Below are 25347 nucleotides of genomic sequence, written 5' to 3' on the forward strand. Positions count from 1 at the left end.
GTGTAGTGAATGCTCCAGCTAGCATTCAGCTGGGGCGCTTTATTCGTCGATTGAACGAAGTAGGGCGTTAATCCCCACTTTTTCACGGGTTTGTTGGTCAACCTTTTTGACGATAATGGCAGCGTACAAGCTGTGTGAGCCATCTTTGCTAGGCAAAGAACCCGGCACAACCACCGCACCCGCTGGTACGCGACCGTAGTGCACCTCACCGGTTTCACGGTCATAAATGCGCGTACTTTGTGAGATGTACACACCCATTGAAATGACCGCACCTTCTTCAACAATCACGCCTTCTACAATTTCAGAGCGAGCGCCGATAAAGCAATTGTCTTCAATAATGGTTGGGTTAGCCTGTAGTGGCTCAAGTACACCACCAATACCTACACCGCCTGATAGGTGCACGTTTTTACCAATTTGTGCACAAGAGCCTACAGTCGCCCATGTGTCCACCATAGTGCCGTCGTCAACGTAGGCACCAATGTTTACATACGAAGGCATGAGCACCACGTTTTTACCCACAAAGCTGCCCTGACGTGCTACTGCGTTAGGTACTACACGCATACCGCCCTTTTGGAATTGCTCTGGTGTGTAATCACTAAATTTAAGCGGTACTTTATCAAAGTACTGGCTCACGCCGTCGTGCAAAGGCTGGTTATCACGAATGCGGAACGACAGTAACACCGCTTTTTTTAGCCACTGGTGAACAACCCATTCACCGCTGATTTTTTCTGCCACACGGGCAGCGCCTGAATCGAGTAAATCCAACGCTTGAATAATGGCATTTTTTACAGGCTCAGATACTTGAGAAGGTGTAATGCTATCGCGCTGTTCCCAAGCCTGTTCAATGATTAATTTAAGATCTGACATAGTGTCCTCATTTATTCTGTTTCTGCGTTTAATTTTTTCATTAAGTCACGATGCAAGCCAGCTTTGTGCTCTTCGCTCAACGCCTTGTACTTATCATCGGATACAACAAAGAAATCTTCTGCACGTTCGCCAACGGTTGTAATGCGAGCGGCATGAATATGAAGTGAATTGGCCTGAAACACCTCGGCAATTTTGGTCAGTAAGCCGGGTATATCGATGGCCTGAATTTCAATTAAGTTTCTATCTTCGCGCGCATGGGGGCGCACGATGACTTTTGGTTTGATATTAAAGTCTTTAAACCTTTGTGAACGGTTTTTCTTCAGACGGATCTTTTTCTTTGGATCTTGTAAGATCGCCTCAAGCCCTTTGTGGATTGAATTGGCGCGAGCACTGGCGATTGGGTTTCCGTTCACTTCCAATATCACAAAACTGAACACCACATAACCGTCTTTGGTTGTCATGACCTGCGCGTGTTGAATTTGTGCTTTTTTAGAGCCGATAACGCTCACTAGCTTGGCAAACAAGGATGCTTCATAGGGGCTATAAACAAAGACTTGTGTGCCACCATGCATTGGTTTTTCACTCACGACCACGCTGGCTTTACTTAAGTCGCTGGCCTTAAGCAAGTGTTCACTATGCCATGAGATTTGTTGCTCACTAAATGCGGTGAAGTAGTTGGCTTTAAACCGCGACCAGCTCAAATCTATCAGGCTTTCATCAAACCCTTTGTTGATCAGGCGTTGTTTTGCTTGGTGCTTTTTATCGCGGATTTGGTCACGCATATCCATCGGGTTTTCAAGGCCCAATCGAAGCGCACGTTGCGCATGCAGATACAGCTCTCTTAGCAGGGTGTTTTTCCAATCATTCCACAAGTTATCGTTGGTCGCACGAATATCCGCCACGGTTAAGCAGTACAAATAATCGAGTTGACGCTCATTTTTTACTTGCGTCGCGAACTCGTTGATCACATCTGGGTCATTGATGTCTTTACGCTGCGCAGTGACCGACATGAGTAAGTGACTTTGCACCAACCAAGCAACAAGGCGAGAATCCGAGGTGGTAAAACCGTGCATTTTACAAAATGCGAGGGCATCCACGGCACCCAACTCTGAATGATCACCACCACGCCCCTTGGCGATGTCATGGAAAATGGCCGCTAAATACAGCAGCTCGGGTTTATCCATACGCGTGACAATTTCACTGCAGATAGGGAATTCGCTCGGCTGTGTTTTATCAAAATACTGATAGATGTTTTTGACCAGTTTGTGAGTATGCTCATCCACCGTGTAGGCATGAAATAAGTCAAACTGCATTTGCCCAAAAATGTTGCGCCACTGCGGCAAATACGCAGCAATAAGGCCGTGCTTATGCATCAAAGTAAAAGCGCGTCCCATGCCATTGGGATGCTTTAATAATCGTAAGAATGCATCTCTACAGCCTGCATAGTCTTGCAAATCGCCCAACAAACGGCGGCGCACTTGGCGCATAGTACGAATGGTGCTGGGATCAATATTGACGATTTCAGGGTTGTCTGCAATGTGCTCAAACAACACAAAAAGCTGTTCACGCCTAAAAAATACCGATGGGTTCTTTACGCGAATTTTGTTGCCAACACGCTCGAAATTTCTATCCAGAGGGATCGCAGCCTGCTCTGCTTCATCGGGTAAAATGCTCTGCTCAAAGTACGACAGCAACATTTGGTTCATTTCCCGCACGCGGCTCATGATCCGAAACAGGCGTTTCATCATGCGTTCAACAGACGCTTTACCTTCGGCACCAAAGCCCAGTAATTCAGCGGCGTTTGGTTGATGATCAAATAAGAGGCGGTTTTCGTTTCGCCCAGCAGCTAAATGCAAGGCAAAGCGGATGTTCCATAGGTTTTCAATACATTCGAGTAACTCTTGGTATTCTTCATGGGTCAGGTAACCATGACTAATCAGCTCTTCCAGAGTTTCGGCATGAAAGTGCTTTTTGGCCACCCAAAAAATGGTTTGCAAGTCGCGCAATCCACCGGGGTTCTCTTTTACGTTCGGCTCTAAGTTATACGCTGTACCGTGGCATTTTCTATGGCGTACCTTTTGTTCATTCACTTTAGCAATAAAAAAGTCGTCGGAGCGCCAAATGGGTGTCTCAACGATGTGACTTTTTAAGCGCTCGAACTCAATGTGGTTGCCGCAGATCAAACGGCTTTCAAGTAAGCTTGTGGTGAAGTGAACGTCTTGCTGCTTTTGTTCAAGTACCTGTTCGTGGGTTCTGACACTATGACCAATTTCAAGATTAAGATCCCACAACATGGTGACAAATGCCTCGATTTTACCCTGGAGTTGCTCATCAGGCGGCGTTTGTACCAGCAATAAAAAATCGATGTCAGAATAGGGGTGAAGTTCGCCTCGGCCATAGCCGCCAATCGCAATAAGCGCTATTTCAGGTACGAGTGAAAGCTCAGTATCATTGAAAAGCTTGATCAGTAAACGGTCGATAAACTCGGCGCGGGCATTGATTAAATTACGAACGGGTTGTTTTGAAAACTCGTTGTTAAGCCATTTATAAAAATAAGCAGAACAATCTTTATAATCATGGAGCTGCTCGGCAGTATCGAGCAGCTTTTTTACTTTGTTAGGCAGTGCCACCTAAGGCTCCTAGTGTTCGATCACTCTGTCAATTGACTCATCGTTGCGAAGTGTCAGGATCTCAACGCCATTGTCAGTGACCAGCAGTGTGTGCTCCCATTGAGCTGATAGACTACGGTCTTTAGTTACAACAGTCCAGTCGTCTTTCAATAACTTACAATGGCGCTTACCGGCATTGACCATAGGTTCAATAGTTAAACACATACCTGCTTTGAGCACATCGCCAGTACCTGGTTTACCGTAGTGCATGACTTGTGGCTCTTCGTGGAATTCTGCGCCAATACCATGGCCACAGTATTCTCGAACGATTGAATAGTTAAAGCCTTCCGCGAACTTTTGAATCGCTGCACCAATATCACCTAAACGCACGCCCGGCTTAACCATTTTAATCGCCAAGTATAGGCTTTCTTGCGTGATCTCACTCAAGCGCTTGCCTTGAATGTTTGGGGTACCCACGTTAAACATCTTAGAAGTATCACCGTGATAACCGTCTTTGATCACGGTGACATCGATATTAATAATATCGCCATCTTTTAGCGGTTTGTCGTTTGGAATACCGTGACAAATAACGTGATTCACAGACGTACAAATTGACTTTGGAAAGCCGTGATAATTTAGTGGCGCTGGTATCGCGTCTTGTTCATTCACAATATAGTTGTGACAAATTGTATTTAGCTCATCTGTAGTGACCCCAGGCTTTACATAAGGCCCAATCATTTCCAATACTTCTGCGGCTAAACGCCCAGCAACACGCATTTTTTCGATTTCTTCAGGGGTTTTAATCACTGCACTCATTGAGACTCCAAGTCGGTATTTTTAAGTTAGCAACAACGCACAAATTTTGTACTTATCGTTGAGTTCTACGCTTTTATATGGTATAAAGCGCGCCGTCTTTTTACAAATAAATCTTATTGGGTTGTTTGTAGTTAAGGCAAACACATTTATTCATATTAACACACACACATATCGACACATACACTTGGGTGCATGTCTCGGTCAATTACTGAGCATGTTGGTGCTATGGGATATGTGGAGGCTTAACCCTAACTATTAGAGGAAATTAAAATGGCAAACGTTTCAATGCGCGATATGCTTCAGGCTGGTGTTCACTTTGGTCACCAAGCTCGTTACTGGAACCCTAAGATGAAGCCTTTCATCTTCGGCGCTCGTAACCGTGTACATATCATCAACCTAGAAAAAACTGTTCCTATGTTCAACGATGCACTTAAGTTCTTACAGAACACTGCATCTAACAAAGGTAAAATTCTTTTCGTTGGTACTAAGCGCGCTGCAAGCGAAGCAGTTAAAGAAGCAGCTCTTCAAAGTGATCAGTACTTCGTAAATCACCGTTGGTTAGGTGGTATGTTGACTAACTGGAAAACAGTTCGTCAATCAATCAAGCGTCTTAAAGACCTTGAGACTCAAAGCCAAGACGGTACTTTCGAAAAACTAACTAAGAAAGAAGCGTTAATGCTAACTCGTGAAATGGAAAAGCTTGAAAAGAGCCTTGGCGGTATCAAAGATATGGGCGGTCTTCCTGACGCTATCTTCGTTATCGACGCTGATCACGAGCACATCGCTATCCGCGAAGCTAACAACCTAGGTATTCCAGTAGTAGCTGTTGTTGATACTAACTCTAACCCAGATGGTGTTAACTACATCGTACCTGGTAACGACGACGCTATCCGCGCTATCCAGCTTTACACTGGCGCTGTAGCGGCTGCTATCACTGAAGGTCGTGAAAGCAACATCGTTGCTCAAGCAGAAAGCGACGATTTCGTAGAAGCTGAGTAATTAGCTGTCATCAAGTCTTCATCTTACTGAGATGAAGACTTGATATTCTTGAAGAGCGGTTATACCGCTTCCCTAAAACAGAATTCATATTTGAGGATATTCTAATGGCTGTAACTGCTGCCCTAGTAAAAGAATTACGCGAGCGTACTGGCGCTGGCATGATGGATTGTAAAAAAGCGCTAACTGAAACCAATGGTGATATTGAGCTAGCGATTGAAAACATGCGTAAGAGCGGTGCTGCAAAGGCTGCTAAAAAAGCGGGTAACATCGCTGCTGAAGGTACAATCCTTATCAAAGAAGGCGAAGGTTTCGCTGCACTATTAGAAGTTAACTGTCAGACTGACTTCGTTGCTAAAGACGAAAACTTCCTAGCGTTCGCTAACTCTGTACTAGACGTTGCTGCTGCATCTAAAACTACGATTGCAGACCTACAAGCACAGTTCGAAGAAGCACGTGTTGCACTAGTTGCTAAAATCGGTGAAAACATCAACGTTCGTCGCGTTGAGTACATCGACGGTGCAAACCTAGCTACTTACCGTCACGGTGAGCGTATCGGTGTTGTTGTTGCAGGTGAAGCTGACGAAGAAACACTTAAGCACGTTGCAATGCACGTTGCTGCATCTAAGCCTGAGTACGTAAACCCAGAAGACGTGCCAGCTGACGTAGTTGAAAAAGAAAAAGCAGTACAAATCGACATCGCGATGAACGAAGGCAAGCCTGCTGAAATCGCTGAGAAGATGGTTGTTGGCCGTATGAAGAAGTTCACTGGTGAGGTTTCTCTTACTGGTCAAGCTTTCATCATGGAACCTAAGAAAACTGTTGGCGAAATTCTTAAAGAAAAAGGCGCGACAGTATCTAACTTCGTACGTTTAGAAGTTGGTGAAGGTATCGAGAAGAAAGAAGAAGACTTCGCTGCTGAAGTTGCTGCACAAATCGCTGCTGCAAAAGGCGAATAATTTTGTTCAGTAGCAAAAGCAAATACCGATGGCAGGTCCTCGATTTGCTTTTGCGTCGATGCTGAAAATTCTTTAAAATAACCGCGCATTTATGAATATCATAAGCGCGGTTATTTTTTATCTCACTTTCACAAATGGCCCGGAAAATATGACTATCAATCGAAAACCTGTTTTTAGACGCGTTCTTCTTAAATTAAGCGGTGAAGCTTTAATGGGAGATGAAGGCTTTGGTATCGATCCAAAAGTACTGGATCGTATGGCTCAAGAAATCAAAGAACTTGTAGAGCTCGACGTAGAAGTGGGTTTAGTTATCGGTGGTGGTAACTTCTTACGTGGCGGTTCTTTAGCTGAAGCGGGTATGAACCGTGTTGTGGGTGACCACATGGGTATGCTAGCAACAGTAATGAATGGCCTAGCAATGCGTGACGCGCTGCACCGTGCTTTTGTAAACGCGCGCTTGATGTCGGCAATACCACTTAATGGCGTGTGTGATGCTTATAACTGGGCAGAGGCGATTAGCCTGCTTAAATCTGGCCGCGTGGTGATTTTCTCAGCGGGTACTGGTAACCCATTCTTCACAACAGATTCAGCCGCATGTTTGCGTGGTATTGAAATTGAAGCCGATACTGTGATTAAAGCGACCAAAGTGGATGGTGTATTTAGTGACGATCCGGTGAAAAACCCAGACGCCACACTTTACCGTCATTTGACGTATAATGAAGTGATTGAACAAGAATTAAAGGTGATGGACTTAGCGGCTTTCACGCTGGCTCGTGACCATAATATGCCTTTGAGCGTATTTAACATGAACAAACCTGGCGCGTTGAAGCGCGTAATTATGGGCGAAGAAGAGGGCACTCTGATCTCTTCAGCCGCCTCGGAATAAACAGTCAAGACTAGGATTGAATTGTGATTAACGATATTAAAAAAGATGCGCAGGAGCGCATGCAAAAAAGCGTAGCTGCACTTGCTAGCCAATTATCAAAAATCCGTACTGGCCGTGCACACCCTGCATTGCTAGATGGTATTACTGTATCTTACTACGGTGCAGATACACCGCTTAACCAAGTGGCTAACGTATCTACAGAAGACGCGCGTACATTGACTATCAGCGTATTTGATAAGTCTCTAGCGCAAGCTGTTGAAAAAGCGATTATGTCTTCAGATTTAGGCTTAAACCCAATGTCTGCGGGTACGATTATTCGTGTTCCACTTCCTCCACTAACGGAAGAGCGTCGTAAAGACCTTATCAAAATCGTGCGTGGTGAAGTTGAAGGTGGCCGTGTTGCAGTACGTAACATTCGCCGTGACGCGAACGGTGACATCAAGTCATTGCTAAAAGACAAAGAGATTTCTGAGGACGAAGCACGTCAAGCAGAAGAAGAAATTCAAAAGCTAACAGATAAATTTGTTAAAGAAATGGATACACAATTGAGCGCGAAAGAAGCTGAGTTGATGGAAATCTAAGCAATTCAAATTTATTAGTTTTGCAACGCCGTCTAGGGTATACTAGGCGGCGTTTTTTTTTATCTAAATTGGAATTATGGTTTTAAACGCTGAAACGATTTCACAGCAATCTTTGCCTAAGCATGTTGCCATCATTATGGATGGAAATGGCCGCTGGGCACAGTCGCGTAATCGACCAAGAACTTACGGTCACAAAAAGGGTGTAGACTCGGTTCGTAACGCGGTCCAATTTTGTTCTAAGCTGGGCATAGAGTCGCTGACACTTTTCGCATTTAGTAGTGAGAATTGGCGTCGCCCGGAAGATGAAGTCAGTACGTTAATGGAGTTATTCCTCTTCGTATTGACCAAAGAGGTGAAGAAACTACATAAAAATAACGTTAAGCTGACAGTGATTGGTGACTTGTCGCGTTTTCCAAGCTCGCTTCAAGAGCGTGTGACGGCCGCGCACCAGTTGACGGCAAATAATTCTGGACTACAACTTAATATTGCTGCTAATTACGGCGGACGTTGGGATATTACTCAGGCGGCTAAGCAAATGGCACAGCAGGTAGCTGCTGGGACATTGGAATTAGAGCAAATCACGGAAGATGAATTATCAAAACATCTTACAATGGCAAACCAGAGCGAATTAGATTTACTTATCAGAACCGGCGGTGATTGCCGGATCAGTAACTTTTTGCTTTGGCAGGCAGCTTATGCTGAGCTTTACTTTACAGATACTTTATGGCCAGATTTCGATGATGAAGCATTTTCACAAGCCATCGCATGTTATGTATCTAGAGAAAGGCGCTTTGGCTGCACCGGCGATCAAATAAAACAACTACTCGCTGCGTCCAACACAACAAGTTAAAGGTAAATTAGTTTGCTAAAACAACGAATTTTAACCTCAGTGGTTCTCGCGCCACTGGCATTGCTGTTGGTGTTTTACACACCTTTAGCGCTTTTCAGTTTCATCGCTGGCGCCATTGTGTTGCTCGGTGCGTGGGAATGGTCAGCTTTCATGGGTCTATCATCGTTTAAGCAACGAGGCGGTTTTGTCGCTTTTGTTGCAGGTGTGTTGTTATTACTTCATGTCCATTGGCCTATTACGCATTTATGGCAAAATGGTTTGCTACAAGCCGATGCCAATTATGTGTTCACTTTAGCCTTTGCTTGGTGGCTGGTCGCAACCTTCCTTGTGTTTAAATATCCCCGAATGGCGAAAGCTTGGAGTGATGGCGTGGTTATGCGAGCGGTGGCAGGCTTGTTAACACTGGTACCGCTGTGGCTAGCGCTCAACGTACTGAGAAGCGCGGAGTACCAACAGGCGCACCAATACGGCTCTACTTTAATAATGGTCGTGCTGGGTATTGTATGGAGCGCCGATATTGGTGCCTACTTTGCGGGTAAGAACTTCGGCAAACATAAGTTGATGCCGAACGTGAGCCCAAATAAGACCATTGAAGGCTTAATTGGTGGTGTGATCACCGCAATGATATTCGTGGTTATATTTTGCTATTTTGCGCAAGTGGAACAAAAACTCTGGCCAGTGTATGCGTTTATGACGATGTTCATCGCACTATTTTCCGCGATTGGTGACTTGCTTGAAAGTATGTTTAAGCGTGAAGTCGGTCTAAAAGATTCAGGCTCGTGCTTACCCGGTCACGGTGGTATTTTGGACCGCATTGATAGCCTCACCGCAGCTGCGCCCATATTTGCATTATGTTACGCCTGGACGGTGACACTATGAGTGATCAAGCTCAAGTTGTTATCCTAGGGGCGACGGGGTCTATTGGTCTATCAACGCTAGATGTGATTGCGCGCAATAGTGAACGCTATCAAGTGTTTGCGCTGGCTGCAGGTCGTAATGTTGAGTTGTTGACTAAACTGTGTCTTGAGCACAAACCCAAATATGCCATCATGGATTGTGAGCAAGCTGCTAAGCAGCTAAATGACAACTTACATGGTCAAACAACCCAAGTACTGGCGGGTGCCAAAGCAATGGCAGAGGTTGCGGGCCATGTTGATGTTGATATTGTAATGTCTGCGATTGTTGGTGCGGCGGGTCTTATTCCCACCTTATCCGCGGTAGAAGCGGGCAAAAAAGTGTTGCTCGCGAACAAAGAATCCTTGGTCATGTCTGGCCAAATCTTTATGGATAAAGTGGCTCGTCACGGTGCTACTTTACTACCAATCGACAGCGAACATAATGCGATTTACCAATGCTTGCCTCATCAACTTCAGCAAAACAGTAATCAAGCATTGGGCAAGTTTGGTGTCAGCAAAATACTACTTACTGGCTCAGGTGGTCCATTTTTAACACGTGAATTAAATACTTTGAAAGACGTGACGGTTGAAGAAGCTGTGGCCCATCCCAACTGGTCGATGGGGCAAAAAATCTCTGTTGATTCAGCAACCATGATGAACAAAGGTTTGGAGTTTATCGAAGCAAAATGGCTATTTGGCTGTGATGCTGATGATATTGAAGTGGTGATCCATCCTCAGAGCATGATCCACTCAATGGTTCAGTACATTGATGGCTCTATTATTGCGCAAATGGGACAACCAGATATGCGCACGCCCATTGCTTATGGCTTAGCGTATCCCGAGCGAATAGATGCAGGCGTTGCACCACTCGATTTTTCGGCCATTGCTGATTTCACCTTCACTAAGCCTGACTTTACTCGTTATCCGAATTTAGCTTTGGCGATTGATGCTTGTAAAGCTGGACAAGCAGCGACGACCACAGTGAATGCGGCCAATGAAGTGGCTGTTGCGGCTTTTTTGAATAAACGTATAGGCTTTACTGATATTTATCGTGTCAACGCTGAAGTACTTGAAAAAGCGAGCTTACATTCTTTAAACTCGGTACACGAGATCATGGCCCAAGATGGGCAAGCAAGGCAACTGGCTAATGAGTTCGTCAACCGTATAGGATAAATATGTTTGAGTTTTTCTGGAATTTAGCGTCATTTATACTCGCACTCGGTATTTTGGTTACCGTACATGAATATGGACATTTTTGGGTTGCACGCCGTGCGGGTGTTGAAGTGCTGCGTTTTTCAATCGGTTTTGGTAAGCCGCTTTGTCGCTGGCACGATAAACAAGGCACCGAGTACGTCATTGCGATGATCCCGCTCGGTGGTTATGTGAAAATGCTCGATGAACGAGTAGATGAAGTACCGCTAGATAAACGCCACCTCGCTTTCAATAATAAACCCGTATTATCGAGAATTGCCGTAGTTGCGGCAGGCCCCATCGCCAATTTTTTATTTGCCATTTTAGTACTCGCGGCCATGTACATGATAGGTGTGCAAAGTGCAAAACCTATCGTTGGAGAGGTGCAGCCAAGCTCTCGTGCAGAGCAAGCATACTTACAAAGCGGCGACCATATCCTAACTATGTCAGGTCAAGAGGTGCATACTTGGCAAGACGTTACGTTTAGCCTAATGCGTCATCTTGGCGAACAACGACTTGAAGTCAAAGTGCAAGATGCGCAGCAGCAAATAGCGATACGTGAAATAAACCTCAATGGTTGGAAGCTTGATAAACAAGATGAAGCACCATTGACGAGCGTCGGCATTACTCCATATAGACCCGCATTGACGCTTACGTTGGGCCATATTGCAGAAGATTCAGCGGCACAACTGGCTGGCTTGCAGGTGAACGACACGCTTCAAGCGCTAGACGGTGAACGGATTAATAACTGGCAACAGTTTGTTAAGATCATACAAAACTCGCCTAATAAGCCTTTATTACTCAGTATAAAAAGAGACAATCAGCAACTTGATGTCACAATAACTCCACAAGGTCGTGCTAATGCTAACGGTGTAACACAAGGGTTTTTAGGTGTAATTCCGTTGATGGAAAAGTGGCCAGACGGATACATTGAAACTAGACATTATGGTCCTTTGGATAGTATGGTGCTTGGCGCTGAGAAAACCTTTGAGTTGATCCGCTTGAGTTTCGATATGATTGGTAACTTACTCACAGGCCAAATATCGGTAAAAAATTTAAGTGGTCCAGTGGGGATCGCAGTCGGCGCTGGAAACAGTGTAAGTTATGGCATAGTTGCATTTTTGAGCTTTTTGGCGTTAATCAGCGTTAATCTTGGTGTTTTTAACTTATTGCCACTGCCAGTCTTAGATGGCGGGCACTTAATGTATTACTTAATTGAACTAATTCGCAAAAAACCAGTCTCTGAAAAGACACAAGAGTTAGGTTTTAAGGTGGGTGCGTTACTCCTTATTGCTTTAACTTGTTTTGCATTATTAAACGATGTCTCGAGACTGTAGCTCGAATATGGCGTAAGCGACGCCCATCAAAGCGCGAAGAGCGCTAACTGTTGTAAAGGATAAAGATAATAAAATGCCTATAAAAAAACATCTTGCAGTAACTAGTTTACTTGGCGCTAGTTTTGCCGCTTTGGGGCAAAACTCCTTTATCGTTGAAGATTTAAAAGTTGAGGGGTTACAGCGTGTTGCATTAGGTGCAGCGTTAACGCATATTCCAATTAATGTTGGTGACTCTGTCGACCAATATACGATTTCTCAAACAATTAAAGCCCTGTATAAATCTGGTCACTTTGACAATATCGTTGCATACCGCGATGGTGCGCAAGTTATTTTCAAGGTTCAAGAACGTCCTACGATTGCTGGCATTGAGTTTGATGGTAACAAAGACATCAAAGATGAGCAGCTCAATGAAAGTTTAGATCAGCAAAATATCAGAACGGGCGAGCCGCTAGATAAAACGGTTATCGATAACATTGAAAAAGGCTTAATTAACTTCTTCCACAGTATCGGTAAATATAACGCGAAGATTGATGTCAGCATCATTGAACTGCCTCGAAACCGTGTGCGCTTGATGCTGAAGTTTGACGAAGGCGATGCTGCGTCAATTCGTCAAATAAACTTGGTTGGTAACGAGCTGTTTTCTGATGAAGAATTATTAAAGTTAGTGGATTCACAGCAAGATTTACCGTGGTGGAAGTTTATGTCAAACGACCGCTACCAAAAGCAAACAATTGAAGGTGACTTAGAGAAGATCCGTAGCTTCTATTTTGATAGAGGTTACCTACGCTTTAATATTGATTCTACCCAAGTGTCAGTGAGCCCAGAGCGTGAATCTGTTTACGTGACGGCAAATATCACCGAAGGTGATACATACACAGTAAAAGGCTTTGACTTTATTGGTGACTTACTCGGTCGCGAAGAGCTAATCAAAAGTGTGATCCCACTGCGTTCTGGCGAATTATATAACGGGTCAATTGTTACCTCATCAGAAGAATTTATCAAAGGCTACTTGGCACGCTTTGGTTATGCCAATGCAGAAGTACGTACCATTCCTGAAATTGACGATGAGAAAAAAGAAGTTCAACTAACCCTATCGGTGAATCCGGGTAAACGTGTATACGTGCGCCGTATTCTAGTGAATGGTAACCAAGTCACCGCTGACGAAGTAGTGCGTCGTGAAATGACGCAATTAGAAGGCGCATGGTTATCAAATCAAAGCCTAGAGCGTTCTAAATTGCAAATCCAGCGTTTACCCTACATGGAAAAAGTAGAGTTTGAAGTGAAGCCTCTGGCGGGCGTTGATGATATGGTGGATGTTGACTTTACCGTCAAAGAGCAACCTGCAGGTAGCTTCCAAGCCGGTGTTGCTTATGGCTCATATGGTGGTTTGCAGTTTAACGTGGGTGTGAGCGAGTCTAACTTCCTTGGTACCGGTAACCAGCTGGCGTTTAATATCAGTACGTCAAAAAGCTCTGACAGTTACAGCGTTTCTTACACCGACCCTTACTTCACACCGGATGGTGTATCGCAAGGTAGTAGTATTTTTTACACTAGCTTTGATGGTGGTAAAGTCGGTCTAATTGGTTATGACTCACGTCAATATGGTGTGGGTACGACCTTTGGCTTCCCAGTTAATGCGATTAACCGTATTAATTTTGGTGCTCGTTGGATAGACGAGAAGCTCGACTATATTGCTGACTATGAGCAGACTCGTATTATGCGTTTGGCTTTCTTAAATCCAGAAGACCCTGATGGTGCCTATGATTTTACGAAATATGAACTAAGTGCGGGTTGGTCACGTGTAACGGTAAACCGTGGTATGTTCCCAACAGACGGTTCTCGCCAAAGTGTCACGCTTAGAGCGACAACGCCTAACTCGGATTTAAATTACTTTAAAGTTGACTACGACTCACGTTTTTACTGGCCAATCAGTAACGATCACCAGTGGGTGTTCTCAACGCGCGCCGCATTTGCTTATGGTAACGGTTACGGAAAAACAAATGGCTTTGAGCAAACATTGCCGTTCCAAGAGTTCTTCCGAATTTCAGAGAATGAGTTACGTGGTTTTGAAAGAAACACCATTTTACCGCGAGCCGTACAACGTCGCATGACAGAAATTCCGGGTTCTACGCTGCCAGATGGTACAACCACTGGAAATATTGGCGGTGAGACCGAATTTGATTCACTTGTTGCAGGTGGCCGTATCGGTGGTAACGCAAAGGCTACACTTGGCGCTGAGTTAATTGTACCAACCCCGTTCCTTGATGAAGAAAATACCAGTTCAGTGCGCACTAGTTTGTTTGTGGATGCCGCAAACGTATGGGACACTGAATTTGATGTGGATAGATATTCACACTTACATGAAGATCAATACAAAAAACTATCGGATTATTCTGATCCAAGCCGTTTTAGGGTTTCGACAGGTTTATCTGTCCAGTGGATTTCGCCGATGGGCCCAATGCTGATCAGTTTTGCTTACCCTCTACAAAAAGAGGACGACGACGAAACGAAGAGAATCAGCTTTAATATCAGTAATACATTCTAAGGAGTTAATTGTGAAAAAACTTATAAAAACAACGGCAATGGGTTTAATGGCTGCACTTATGATGGGCTCGTCAGCAAGCGCATTTGCTCATAAAGTGGGTGTTGTCGATATGCAGAGCATCTATAAAAGATTACCGCAAATGGCAAAAATTGAGCAGCAGCTTAAAAATGAATTTGCAGAGCCTCGCCAAGCACTTGAGAAGTTACAAGGTGATATTCGCTTCGAGATGGAAAAGTTCCAACGCGAAGGCGCAACAATGAGTGATGATCAAAAAACGTCATTACGCGACAAAATTCAAGGTATGCAAAAAGAACTTGCTGAAAAAGGTCGTCCGTTAGAGGCGCAAATTAAGCAACGTCAAAATGAAGAATTAGCAAAAGTTCAGAAGCTAATTATTGATGCAATTGAAGATGTTGCTAAAAGCGGTAAGTTTGATGAAGTGAAAGTAAAAGATACGACAATTTACTTCAATCCTGATAAAGTAGCGGACCTTTCTGACAAAATTGTTGAAGCGGTAAGCAAGAAATAATGACCAAACATTATAGTTTAGCCGAACTAGCAACATCAATTGATGCCAAGCTAGTTGGCGACGGTGAGTGTCAAATTGTAAAAATTGCGACGCTCATCCAAGCGACAGATAAAGATATTAGCTTTTTAGCAAACAGTAAGTATCGCTCTCAGTTAAATACCACTGAAGCAGCAGCTGTAATTTTATCTGAATCTGACGCTGAGCATTTTGATGGCAATAAATTGGTAGTAAAAGACCCGTATATTGCCTATGCCAAACTTGCACAATTAATGGACACAACGCCTAAGGCTGCTGAAGGTATCCATCCTAGTGCGGTTGTTCATGAGTCTGCGGTGCTTGGCAAGAACGTTGCGATAGCTGCAAATGCGGTCGTTGAAGCAAATGTAGAACTTGGTGACAATGTTCAAATTGGTGCCGGTTGTTTTATCGGTAACAGTGCAAAAATAGGTGCGAACACAAAACTTTGGGCAAATGTCAGTGTTTACCATGAAGTTGAAATTGGTAAAAACTGTTTGTTCCAATCTGGAGCCGTAATTGGTAGTGACGGCTTTGGTTACGCGAACCAAGCTGGTAAGTGGGTGAAGATCCCGCAAGTGGGACGCGTGATCATAGGTGATAGTGTTGAAGTCGGTGCAAACACGGTAATAGACCGTGGTGCGCTGGATGATACGGTGATCCATGATAATGTGATTCTAGATAACCTCATCCAGATAGCACACAATGTTGAGATTGGTGAAGGCACGGCGATAGCTGGTGCAACGGTTGTTGCTGGTAGTTCCAAAATAGGCAAACATTGCCAAATAGCGGGACTAGTTGGTATCAACGGCCATATGGAAATTTGTGATGGTGTGATGATCACGGGCATGTCCATGATCACCAAAGCAATCAAATCGCCAGGTGTATACTCTTCGGGGATGCCACATAGCACGAACAAAGAGTGGCGACGTAATATGGCACATTTACGCAATCTTTCTGATTTTAAAGAACGTTTGAAAGCTTTAGAGTCTCTTACAGAACAGCTAAAAACGACAGACGAATAAAAAAGGACGCTATTTTGGCAAACGAACTGAATGGTTTTGATATCCAAGAAATCTTAAAGTTACTACCTCACCGCTATCCAATGTTGTTAGTAGATAAAGTAGTTGATTATAAAGCTGGCGAATATTTGCATGGCATTAAAAATGTTACGATGAATGAGCCAATTTTCACAGGACACTTCCCTGACCAGCCTATTTTCCCAGGCGTCATGATTTTAGAGTCTATGGCACAGGCAACGGGTTTACTAGGCTTTAAAACAGTCGAGAACCGCAGCGAGAACGAGCTATACTTATTCGCAGCAATTGATAATGCGCGCTTTAAGCAACCTGTATTACCAGGCGATACGATGCACCTACACATCGACTTTGTGAAAGAGCGTCGCGATATCTGGAAGTTTTACGGCGAAGCTAGGGTTGATGGCAAAGTGGTATGTAGTGCTGACCTTATGTGTGCAAGAAGAGAGTTTTAAATAGTGATCCATCCTACTGCGATTATTGAATCAGGTGCACAGTTAGGCGATAACGTCTCTGTGGGTCCTTACAGCTACATCGGGAATGATGTAGTGATTGGTGATAACTGTATCATCGAATCTCACGTGGTAATAAAGGGACCTTCAACCATCGGCGCTGGTAATCATATATACCAGTTCGCGTCAGTGGGAGAAGCTTGCCAAGATAAGAAGTACAAGGATGAGCCAACACAATTAATTATTGGTGATAACAATATCATACGTGAATGTGCAACGATCCATCGTGGCACAATTCAAGATCAAGGTATCACCAAAATTGGCAGCAATAACCTATTTATGGCATATACGCATGTCGCACACGATGCCGTTATTGGTAGCAATGTTATTTTTGCTAACAACGCGAGTGTGGCGGGTCACGTACATGTTGGTGATTGGGTTATTTTGGCTGGTAATACCGGTGTTCATCAATTTTGTAAAATTGGTGCACATGCGTTCATTGGTATGTACTCAGGTGTGAATAAAGACGTTCCTCCTTTTGTAACAACTACGGGTACTCCAGCAAAGCCGGCGGCAATCAACACGGAAGGTATGAAACGAAGAGGCTTCTCAAGTGAAGAAGTGATGGCCGTGCGTCGAGCATATAAAACCATGTATCGTAAAGGCTTAAATTTAGAAGAAGCCGTTGCGCAAATGCAACAAGATGCTTCTGAGTTTGCTGCTGTACAGCAAATGATAGACTTTTTAGATACCTCAGATCGCGGTATTATTCGTTAAAAATATCTGCGGTAGCAAGATGCTGATGAACGCCATACAGATTTTTTGTATGGCGTTTTTATTTATAAATAGATTAGTGCAATGACCAATAACAAAAAAATGACCATAGGCTTGGTAGCGGGTGAGCTATCAGGAGACATTTTAGGTGCGGGCTTAATTGCAGCATTAAAAAAAACCTATCCAAATGCTGAGTTTGTTGGGGTAGCTGGGCCGAAGATGCAAGCGGCAGGTTGTCGCACCTTGTTTGATATGGACGAGTTGGCCGTTATGGGCTTGGTTGAGGTACTTGGCCGACTACCCAGACTCCTTAAGATCCGTAAGCAACTGGTACAGTACTTTATTGATAATCCGCCTGATGTGTATGTTGGTATTGATGCGCCCGATTTTAACCTTCGAGTTGAAAAACCGCTAAAAAAAGCGGGCATTAAAACGGTTCAGTATGTGAGTCCATCGGTATGGGCTTGGCGACAAAAGCGCATATTTACCATCGCTGAAGCGACCAACTTGGTGCTGTCTCTACTCCCGTTTGAAAAAGCTTTTTATGACAAACATGAAGTGCCATGTACGTTTGTTGGTCATACGTTGGCAGATGAAATTGCGCTTGAACATGACGGCAGCGCAGCAAGAGCGGAATTGGGTCTTAGCGACGATGAATTAGTGTTGGCTTTATTGCCCGGAAGTCGTGGCTCAGAAGTCGGATTATTGAGCGAAACTTATCTACAAACAGCGGTGAGACTAAAAAATAGAATCCCACAGCTGAAAATCCTTGTTCCTTTGGTCAATGCCAAACGCCGAGCGCAGTTCGAAAGCATTTTGCAACAGGTCGCGCCAGATCTTCAGCCAATTTTATTAGACGGACAGTCTAGCACCGCCATGTCGGCTGCTAACGCAGTGTTACTCGCATCTGGCACGGCGACATTGGAAGCCATGCTATATAAAAAGCCGATGGTGGTTGGTTATAAATTCAAACCATTGAGCTACTGGATTTTTAAGAACTTTTTTACTTTTAATATTAAATATTTCTCGTTACCGAATTTATTAGCTGATCAGCGTCTTGTACCAGAGTTTTTGCAGGACGAATGTAATGCTGATGCGCTAGCAGACGCTTTGTATCCGATGCTAAAGGGTGACAATACACAGCTCTTGAACAAGTTTTATGAAATCCATAACAACATTCGCCTAGATGCCAGCACACAAGCTGCCAAAGCTGTAGAGGAGTTAATTAATGCAGATTGAGCGCCCAAATGTAAAACTGATTGCCGGTGTAGACGAAGTGGGTCGAGGCCCGCTTGTGGGGGAAGTCGTAACGGCCGCGGTGATCCTTGACCCAAACAACCCCATCGACGGGCTCACAGACTCGAAAAAGCTTTCAGAAAAAAAGCGCATTGCGCTGGCCGAAGAGATCAAACAAAAAGCCTTGTGTTACTGCATTGCCAGAGCGAGTGTTGAAGAAATTGATGAGCTTAATATTCTTCATGCGACGATGCTGGCGATGAGCCGAGCGGTGGAAGGTTTGAGCATTCAACCTGAGTTTGTCTTTGTAGATGGCAACCGCTTACCCAAGCTCGAAATACCTGCACAAAGTGTGGTGAAAGGGGATAGCTTGGTTGCTGAGATCAGTGCTGCGTCAATTATTGCAAAAGTGGCCCGTGACCAAGAAATGTTAGACTTAGATGCGCAATTTCCTGAGTTTGGTTTTGCAGGGCACAAAGGCTATCCAACCAAAGCACACTTTGAAGCACTTGAGTTACATGGTGTTACGCCGTTTCATCGCAAGAGCTTTAAACCAGTACAACGTATTTTGGCAATGAGGGAAAGCTAACAATGGCTGCCCCAGAGTTTGTACATTTACGCGTTCATAGTGATTTTTCTATGGTGGATGGCTTAGCGAAAACGAAGCCAATCGTTGCCCGTGCGGAAGAACTTGGGCTCCCTGCGTTTGCCATCACAGATCAAATGAACTTATGTGGCTTAGTTCGTTTCTATGGCGCTGCACATGGTGCGGGGATCAAACCCATAGTTGGTGCTGATATCTGGCTAAAAAGTGATGAATTTCCCGATGAGCCTAGCCGTCTTGTGGTGCTGGCTAAAAATAATGAAGGCTACAAAAACCTGACATTGCTGATCTCTAAAGCCTATCAGCGCGGCCATGTATTTCATCGTCCTGTGGTTGATAAGCAATGGCTTGCAGAGCATAAAAGTGGCTTGATTTTGCTCTCTGGTGGTAAAGACGGCGATGTGGGTAAAGCGTTACTTAAGGGTAACCATCAGCTTGCTTTAGACACCCTAGCTTTTTACGAGCAACATTTTGCCGATCATTTCTTTCTAGAGCTTATTCGTACTGGGCGTGCACAAGAAGAAGAATATTTACATGCTGCGGTTGCATTGGCCGCCGAACGTGATTTACCCGTTGTTGCCACCAACGAAGTGGTGTTTTTACACGAACATGACTTTGAAGCCCATGAAATTCGCGTGGCTATCCATGATGGTTACACCTTAGAAGATAAGCGTAGGCCAAAGCGTTTTTCAAAAGAGCAATATTTAAAAACACCTGAACAAATGCTGGAATTGTTTAGTGACATTCCTGAAGCGTTAGAAAACTCGGTTGAAATTGCTACGCGCTGTAACGTTACGGTGCAACTTGGCACGTACTTCCTGCCCGATTACCCAACTGGCGACTTAAAAATTGAAGAATTCCTCGTCAAAGTATCACGAGACGGTCTAGAAGAGCGTTTGCAGTTTTTATTCCCTGATGAGCAAGAGCGACAGGAAAAGCGAAAAGAGTACGACGATCGCTTGCAGATTGAACTCGACGTAATTAACCAAATGGGATTCCCCGGTTACTTCTTGATCGTAATGGAGTTCATCCAGTGGAGTAAGGATAACAATATTCCAGTCGGTCCTGGACGGGGCTCGGGTGCAGGTTCTTTAGTGGCTTATGCACTGAAAATCACAGACTTAGATCCGCTGGAGTTTGACTTACTTTTCGAACGTTTCTTGAATCCTGAACGTATTTCGATGCCCGACTTCGACGTTGACTTCTGTATGGACCGACGCGACGAAGTAATTGACCACGTTGCCATGTTGTATGGCCGAGATGCGGTATCACAGATCATCACTTTTGGTACCATGGCGGCCAAAGCGGTAATTCGAGATGTTGGTCGAGTACTTGGCCACCCTTACGGTTTTGTTGACCGTATTTCTAAACTTGTTCCGGGCGATCCCGGGATGACGCTCGCCAAAGCTTTTGATGTGGAACCAAGACTACCCGAAGCCTACGATGGTGATGAGGAAGTTCGAGATCTAATCGACATGTGTCGGATCTTGGAAGGTTGTACACGAAACGCGGGTAAGCACGCCGGTGGTGTGGTTATTTCGCCGACAACCATCACTGATTTCGCCGCATTGTATTGCGATGAAGAAGGTAAGTTCCCGGTTACCCAGTTTGATAAAAACGACGTAGAAACGGCCGGTTTGGTTAAGTTCGACTTCTTAGGCCTTAGAACCCTGACCATTTTGCAGTGGGCGCTGGATATGACCAATGAGCGCTTGGCAAGGGAAGGTAAAGAGCCGGTCGACATTAATGCCATTCCGCTGGATGACAGAAAGAGTATCGAGCTGTTGCTGCGCGCTGAAACCACCGCGGTGTTCCAGCTTGAATCACGCGGCATGAAAGACCTCATTCGCCGCCTTAAACCCGACTGCTTTGAAGATATGATTGCACTGGTGGCCTTGTTCCGACCGGGTCCATTACAATCGGGCATGGTAGATAACTTTATCGACCGTAAGCATGGCCGAGAGGAGCTTTCTTACCCCGATGTGCAGTGGCAGCACGATAGTCTTATCCCAATCTTAGAGCCGACCTACGGTATTATCTTGTACCAAGAACAAGTTATGCAGATAGCGCAGGTTCTTGCAGGTTATACGCTCGGCGGCGCCGACATGCTGCGTCGTGCCATGGGTAAGAAAAAGCCAGAAGAAATGGCGAAGCAGCGTTCAACCTTTGAAGAAGGCGCAATTGCAAATGGCGTAGACGGCGAACTTGCAATGAAAATCTTCGATTTGGTAGAGAAGTTTGCGGGATATGGCTTTAACAAGTCGCACTCGGCTGCTTACGCGCTGGTATCTTACCAAACCTTGTGGATGAAAACACACTATCCAGCCGAGTTCATGGCTGCGGTAATGTCCGCGGATATGGATAATACCGACAAAATCGTGACCTTGGTGGATGAATGTGAAAACATGAAAATGACCCTTCTGCCACCGGATGTCAATGCAGGCTTGTATAAGTTTACGGTGAACCGTCAAGGTGAAATCGTATATGGCATCGGCGCGATAAAAGGGGTGGGTGAAGGACCCGTTGAAGCCATTTTAGAAGCGCGTGCGCAAGGCGGCGAGTTTAAAGACTTATTCGATTTTTGTGCTCGAGTTGATTTAAAACGCCTCAATAAACGGGTTGTAGAAAAGCTGATCTATGCAGGTGCGATGGATAAGCTTGGGCCAGAGAAAAATCAACCGGGGCGGGCGATATTGCTAGCCAGCTTGACGGATGCAATGAAGTCAGCAGAGCAACATCATAAAGCGGAAGCATTAGGGCAATCAGATTTATTTGGTTTACTTGCGGTTGAGCCAGAACAAGTTGAACAAGCTTTTACCAATGCCTTACCGTTGACAGATAATCAATGGTTAGACGGGGAAAAAGAAACGCTCGGCTTGTATTTAACGGGCCACCCAATCAATCAGTACCGAAAAGAGCTTAAATACTACACATCAGGTCGACTTGTTGACTTACAACCAACAAACCGTGATGTGATGTGCACCGCTGCGGGTTTGGTGATTAATGCAAGAACCTTAATAAACAAAAAAGGCAATCGTTGGGGCTTGATAACTTTAGATGACAAGAGCGCCCGAATTGATGTACGCTTATTCCCCGAACAGTTTGAAATGTACCAAGAATTGCTGCAAATTAACCAAATCTTGGTAATAACGGGACAGGTCAGCTTTGATAACTTCTCCGGTGGCATTACAATGACCGCCAGAGATGTCTGTACCATAGCTCAAGCACGTGAAAAACGTATTAGAGCAATAAAAATGACGCTAAATATGGTGCAAATAGAAGCTAACTTCTTCGATAATTTACGAAAAGTCCTAGAACCTTATAAATTTGGTACATGTCCAATAAAAATCATGTATCAGCGTCCGGATGCATTAGCTGAGCTAACGCTGGGAACCCAATGGTGTGTGACGCCAACAGATGACCTACTCACGCGGTTATCGCAGTTGGCGGCGCAAGAAATAGAATTAGAATTTAACTAAACAGGTAGTTTAGCGCATGAGCCTCAATTATCTTGAATTTGAACTTCCGATCGCAGAGTTGGAAGCAAAAATCAAAGAGTTACAAAATGTTAGCCGCTCGGGCAGTTTAGATCTGAGCCTTGAAGAAGAAATTACGCGCTTAAAAGAGAAAAACGTTGAGTTAACTCAAAAAGTCTTTTCAGGCTTGGGTGCTTGGCAGGTTTCTCAATTAGCACGTCATCCTCTTCGTCCATACACTCGCGATTATATCGAGCGCATTTTTACCGAGTTTGACGAATTCGCAGGTGATCGTACTTTTGCAAACGACCCCGCTATTCTTGGTGGTGTAGCACGCCTTGATGGAAAACCTGTGATGATCATCGGCCAACAAAAAGGTCGTGATACGGCAGAAAAAATTAAGCGCAATTTTGGTATGCCAAAACCAGAAGGTTACCGTAAAGCATTGCGTTTAATGGAAATGGCAGAGCGCTTTAAAATGCCAATCATCACGTTTATCGACACACCAGGTGCATATCCGGGTGTTGGCGCTGAAGAGCGTGGTCAAAGTGAAGCGATTGCACGTAACCTAAAAGTGATGGCGGCGCTGAAGGTGCCAACCATTTGTACGGTTATTGGTGAAGGTGGTTCTGGTGGTGCACTAGCAATTGGCGTGGGTGACCGCGTTAACATGCTGCAATACAGTACTTACTCAGTTATTTCACCAGAAGGTTGTGCATCAATTCTTTGGAAGAGTGCTGAAAAAGCACCATTGGCAGCAGAAGCAATGGGTGTATCAGCACAGCGTGTTAAAGAACTCGACTTAATCAATAATATTATTGATGAGCCGTTAGGTGGAGCACACCGTGATTACGACACCATGGCTAAAAACTTAAAAGTACAGCTAAAGCGCGACCTTGCTGATTTAGAAGCGCTAGGTGTTGATACGATGCTTGAACAGCGTTATCAGAGACTGATGTCTTTTGGTTACTGCTAATAAAGTGATACACTAAAAAAGCCGCATTTTGCGGCTTTTTTACGTTATGAACCATGATAAATACAACACTTTATAAGCAGTTTTTAGCCGCACTCAATACACTCAACCCTGAGCACTCGCCAATGAGTATTGCGCTCTCAGGCGGGGTCGATTCCGTTGTGTTGCTCCATTTGTGTCATGCCTTGAGGCAACAACAGCCGAGCTTAGAACTCGAAGCGATTTATGTTGACCATGGGCTGTCGGCAGACTCAGTGCGTTGGCAAGAGTTTTGCGAGCAGTTGTGTGAAAGTCTGGCTATTCGATTTAAAACCACGCGTGTGACCATTGAGCAAAAAAGCCGTCATAGCCTTGAAGCACAAGCACGAGAAGCACGTTATCGAGCGTTAGATGCACTAGCACAGCCCGTGAGCATGATAGTGCTTGGGCAGCACGGTGACGACCAATTAGAAACCTTTTTGCTTCGTTTAAAGCGCGGTTCAGGTCTCAGTGGTTTAAGTGCAATGCGTGCGCGTCGAGTGCTTAACGCTGGGCGAGTATGCATTCGCCCGCTATTGTCGGTAAGTCGTCAAGACATAGAGGCATTTGCGCAGCAATTCGCACTCAATAATATTGAAGATGGCTCCAACCAAGACAACCGCTTTGATCGTAACTTTTTACGCAACCAAGTCGTGCCACTACTGAAAAATCGTTTTAATGGTTTTTTAGGGAGTGCGTTGCGCAGTATTGAACTGCTACAGCAACAGCAAGCTTTGATTGACGAAATCACAGAACAAGATCTCAAACAATGTTTACAGAAGTTTCAATGCAGTATTGATGTTGATAGTTTGTCGCAATTCAGTTCGCTAAGACAAGCCAATGTGATCCGCGCTTGGCTGGCAACGCACAAGGTAGAAATGCCATCGAAAGTTCAACTAGAGCAGTTACTTCATCAAGCGCTGACGGGTAAAGAAGATGCGCAGATTCGTATCGTGTTTAAAAACGCACAGATCAGACGATTTCGCAAGCAACTGTTTTGCGTAAAAGAAATGCCCCTACCTCAAGACCAAATTAATGTTGCCCTAGCCTCAGTGCAACTGAATGAACAGGTGCGCATGGAGATGCTAGAAGGCGAAGGTATTAGACGCCCAGAACCTGCGCAAAAGGTTTCTATTCGGTTTGGTTTACTGAATGAGAAGATCCGTCCCCGTCATAAACCGGGCCGTAATACCGTAAAACACTGGTTGAAAGAAGCAGGTGTGCCAAGTTGGCGACGAAACCATGTTCCTTTAGTTTTTTATGATGACACGTTGGTACAAATAGTGGGTTACTTTTTTGAACATACGCTTTATGAGCCTGAAAATGGCATAAAGTGGGAGTTATGTAGTGATGAATAATCAAAAAATCGGTGAGTCGTTAGCAAACAAAGCCCCTTGGGCTGTGTTGTTTACCGCTCTCATACTTGCCGTGGTAGTGGGCGTTGATACCACGCCTGTGTACAGCAACATATTGAGTGCCATTGCGTTTGGTTGTGCCAGTGCCACGCTACTCCTGTGCTATTGGCATGGCAAAGGGGGGAGTTTCTTTATTTTAGGGTTACTTATGCCCCTGTTTTTAATTGTAGTGAGTGAGCTGCCAAGCTTTTTAGCGTTGCTACTGGTGGTGAGTAGTTTTTTTGCAGGGTTTGCACTGCTGCTTAGCGGTTATCGCTTTATTTGGTTAAAAAAATAACGATTGGC

General features: G+C 44.6%; 22 protein-coding genes. 19 read left to right on the forward strand and 3 right to left on the reverse strand.

Annotation, left to right across the window (positions count from 1 at the left end):
* Positions 1-39: 39 nt before the first annotated feature.
* The 3 genes from dapD to map are packed head-to-tail and all read right to left on the reverse strand — an operon-like array spanning position 40 to position 4292.
* Positions 40-867, reverse strand: a complete 828-nt coding sequence (gene dapD / locus AC5FX4_RS07705) for a 2,3,4,5-tetrahydropyridine-2,6-dicarboxylate N-succinyltransferase (RefSeq protein ID WP_493605854.1) — start codon at positions 865-867, stop codon at positions 40-42.
* A gap of 11 nt (positions 868-878) precedes the next feature.
* A complete protein-coding gene (gene glnD / locus AC5FX4_RS07710) occupies positions 879-3497 on the reverse strand; it encodes a [protein-PII] uridylyltransferase (protein ID WP_493605855.1) in 2619 nt (872 codons plus the stop codon).
* Positions 3498-3506: 9 nt separating this feature from the next.
* Positions 3507-4292 carry a type I methionyl aminopeptidase gene (gene map / locus AC5FX4_RS07715; RefSeq protein ID WP_493605856.1) on the reverse strand — a complete coding sequence of 262 codons (786 nt, stop codon included), beginning with the start codon at positions 4290-4292 and terminating at the stop codon, positions 3507-3509.
* 270 nt (positions 4293-4562) lie between these two features.
* Between map and rpsB the strand changes: the two genes are divergently transcribed.
* From rpsB to AC5FX4_RS07810, 19 genes are all read left to right on the forward strand, one after another.
* Positions 4563-5291, forward strand: coding sequence for a 30S ribosomal protein S2 (gene rpsB, locus AC5FX4_RS07720; protein ID WP_493605857.1), 729 nt, complete (start codon positions 4563-4565; stop codon positions 5289-5291).
* Between the two features lie 104 nt (positions 5292-5395).
* Positions 5396-6247: a translation elongation factor Ts gene (gene tsf / locus AC5FX4_RS07725; protein WP_152086568.1), complete on the forward strand. Its 852-nt coding sequence runs from the start codon at positions 5396-5398 to the stop codon at positions 6245-6247.
* A 148-nt stretch (positions 6248-6395) separates the two neighbouring features.
* Positions 6396-7133, forward strand: coding sequence for a UMP kinase (gene pyrH, locus AC5FX4_RS07730; protein WP_493605858.1), 738 nt, complete (start codon positions 6396-6398; stop codon positions 7131-7133).
* Positions 7134-7156: 23 nt separating this feature from the next.
* On the forward strand, positions 7157-7714 hold the full coding sequence (frr, locus tag AC5FX4_RS07735; protein ID WP_493605859.1) for a ribosome recycling factor: 558 nt from the start codon (positions 7157-7159) through the stop codon (positions 7712-7714).
* Between the two features lie 76 nt (positions 7715-7790).
* Positions 7791-8564 carry an undecaprenyl pyrophosphate synthase gene (gene uppS, locus AC5FX4_RS07740; protein WP_493605860.1) on the forward strand — a complete coding sequence of 258 codons (774 nt, stop codon included), beginning with the start codon at positions 7791-7793 and terminating at the stop codon, positions 8562-8564.
* A gap of 12 nt (positions 8565-8576) precedes the next feature.
* A complete protein-coding gene (locus tag AC5FX4_RS07745; protein WP_493605861.1) occupies positions 8577-9443 on the forward strand; it encodes a phosphatidate cytidylyltransferase in 867 nt (288 codons plus the stop codon).
* Positions 9440-10633 (forward strand): 1-deoxy-D-xylulose-5-phosphate reductoisomerase, encoded by a 1194-nt coding sequence (ispC, locus tag AC5FX4_RS07750; protein ID WP_493605862.1) that lies wholly within the window; start codon positions 9440-9442, stop codon positions 10631-10633. Before AC5FX4_RS07745 ends, ispC begins: the two co-directional genes overlap by 4 nt.
* A gap of 2 nt (positions 10634-10635) precedes the next feature.
* Positions 10636-11988, forward strand: a complete 1353-nt coding sequence (gene rseP / locus AC5FX4_RS07755) for a sigma E protease regulator RseP (protein WP_493605863.1) — start codon at positions 10636-10638, stop codon at positions 11986-11988.
* Between the two features lie 73 nt (positions 11989-12061).
* Entirely contained in the window at positions 12062-14533 is a 2472-nt protein-coding gene (gene bamA / locus AC5FX4_RS07760) for an outer membrane protein assembly factor BamA (RefSeq protein WP_493605864.1), read from the forward strand.
* Positions 14534-14543: 10 nt separating this feature from the next.
* A complete protein-coding gene (locus AC5FX4_RS07765; protein ID WP_493605865.1) occupies positions 14544-15062 on the forward strand; it encodes an OmpH/Skp family outer membrane protein in 519 nt (172 codons plus the stop codon).
* Complete coding sequence (gene lpxD / locus AC5FX4_RS07770) at positions 15062-16102, forward strand: UDP-3-O-(3-hydroxymyristoyl)glucosamine N-acyltransferase (RefSeq protein WP_493605866.1); 1041 nt, start codon at positions 15062-15064, stop codon at positions 16100-16102. The genes AC5FX4_RS07765 and lpxD overlap by 1 nt, the downstream gene beginning before the upstream one ends.
* A 14-nt stretch (positions 16103-16116) precedes the next feature.
* Complete coding sequence (fabZ, locus tag AC5FX4_RS07775) at positions 16117-16569, forward strand: 3-hydroxyacyl-ACP dehydratase FabZ (RefSeq protein WP_493605867.1); 453 nt, start codon at positions 16117-16119, stop codon at positions 16567-16569.
* A 3-nt stretch (positions 16570-16572) separates the two neighbouring features.
* The gene (gene lpxA, locus AC5FX4_RS07780; RefSeq protein WP_493605868.1) at positions 16573-17343 is read left to right on the forward strand and encodes an acyl-ACP--UDP-N-acetylglucosamine O-acyltransferase; all 771 of its coding nucleotides are present in this window, start codon (positions 16573-16575) and stop codon (positions 17341-17343) included.
* Positions 17344-17424: 81 nt separating this feature from the next.
* A complete protein-coding gene (gene lpxB / locus AC5FX4_RS07785) occupies positions 17425-18579 on the forward strand; it encodes a lipid-A-disaccharide synthase (RefSeq protein WP_493605869.1) in 1155 nt (384 codons plus the stop codon).
* Positions 18569-19165 (forward strand): ribonuclease HII, encoded by a 597-nt coding sequence (rnhB, locus tag AC5FX4_RS07790; RefSeq protein WP_493605870.1) that lies wholly within the window; start codon positions 18569-18571, stop codon positions 19163-19165. The genes lpxB and rnhB overlap by 11 nt, the downstream gene beginning before the upstream one ends.
* A gap of 2 nt (positions 19166-19167) precedes the next feature.
* A complete protein-coding gene (gene dnaE, locus AC5FX4_RS07795; RefSeq protein WP_493605871.1) occupies positions 19168-22659 on the forward strand; it encodes a DNA polymerase III subunit alpha in 3492 nt (1163 codons plus the stop codon).
* A gap of 16 nt (positions 22660-22675) precedes the next feature.
* Positions 22676-23632: an acetyl-CoA carboxylase carboxyl transferase subunit alpha gene (accA, locus tag AC5FX4_RS07800; RefSeq protein ID WP_493605872.1), complete on the forward strand. Its 957-nt coding sequence runs from the start codon at positions 22676-22678 to the stop codon at positions 23630-23632.
* Positions 23633-23685: 53 nt separating this feature from the next.
* Positions 23686-25005 carry a tRNA lysidine(34) synthetase TilS gene (tilS, locus tag AC5FX4_RS07805; RefSeq protein ID WP_493605873.1) on the forward strand — a complete coding sequence of 440 codons (1320 nt, stop codon included), beginning with the start codon at positions 23686-23688 and terminating at the stop codon, positions 25003-25005.
* Positions 24998-25339 carry a hypothetical protein gene (locus tag AC5FX4_RS07810; protein WP_493605874.1) on the forward strand — a complete coding sequence of 114 codons (342 nt, stop codon included), beginning with the start codon at positions 24998-25000 and terminating at the stop codon, positions 25337-25339. Before tilS ends, AC5FX4_RS07810 begins: the two co-directional genes overlap by 8 nt.
* The last annotated feature ends 8 nt before the right edge of the window (positions 25340-25347 follow it).

This window comes from Pseudoalteromonas sp. ATL1, from assembly GCF_058933015.1.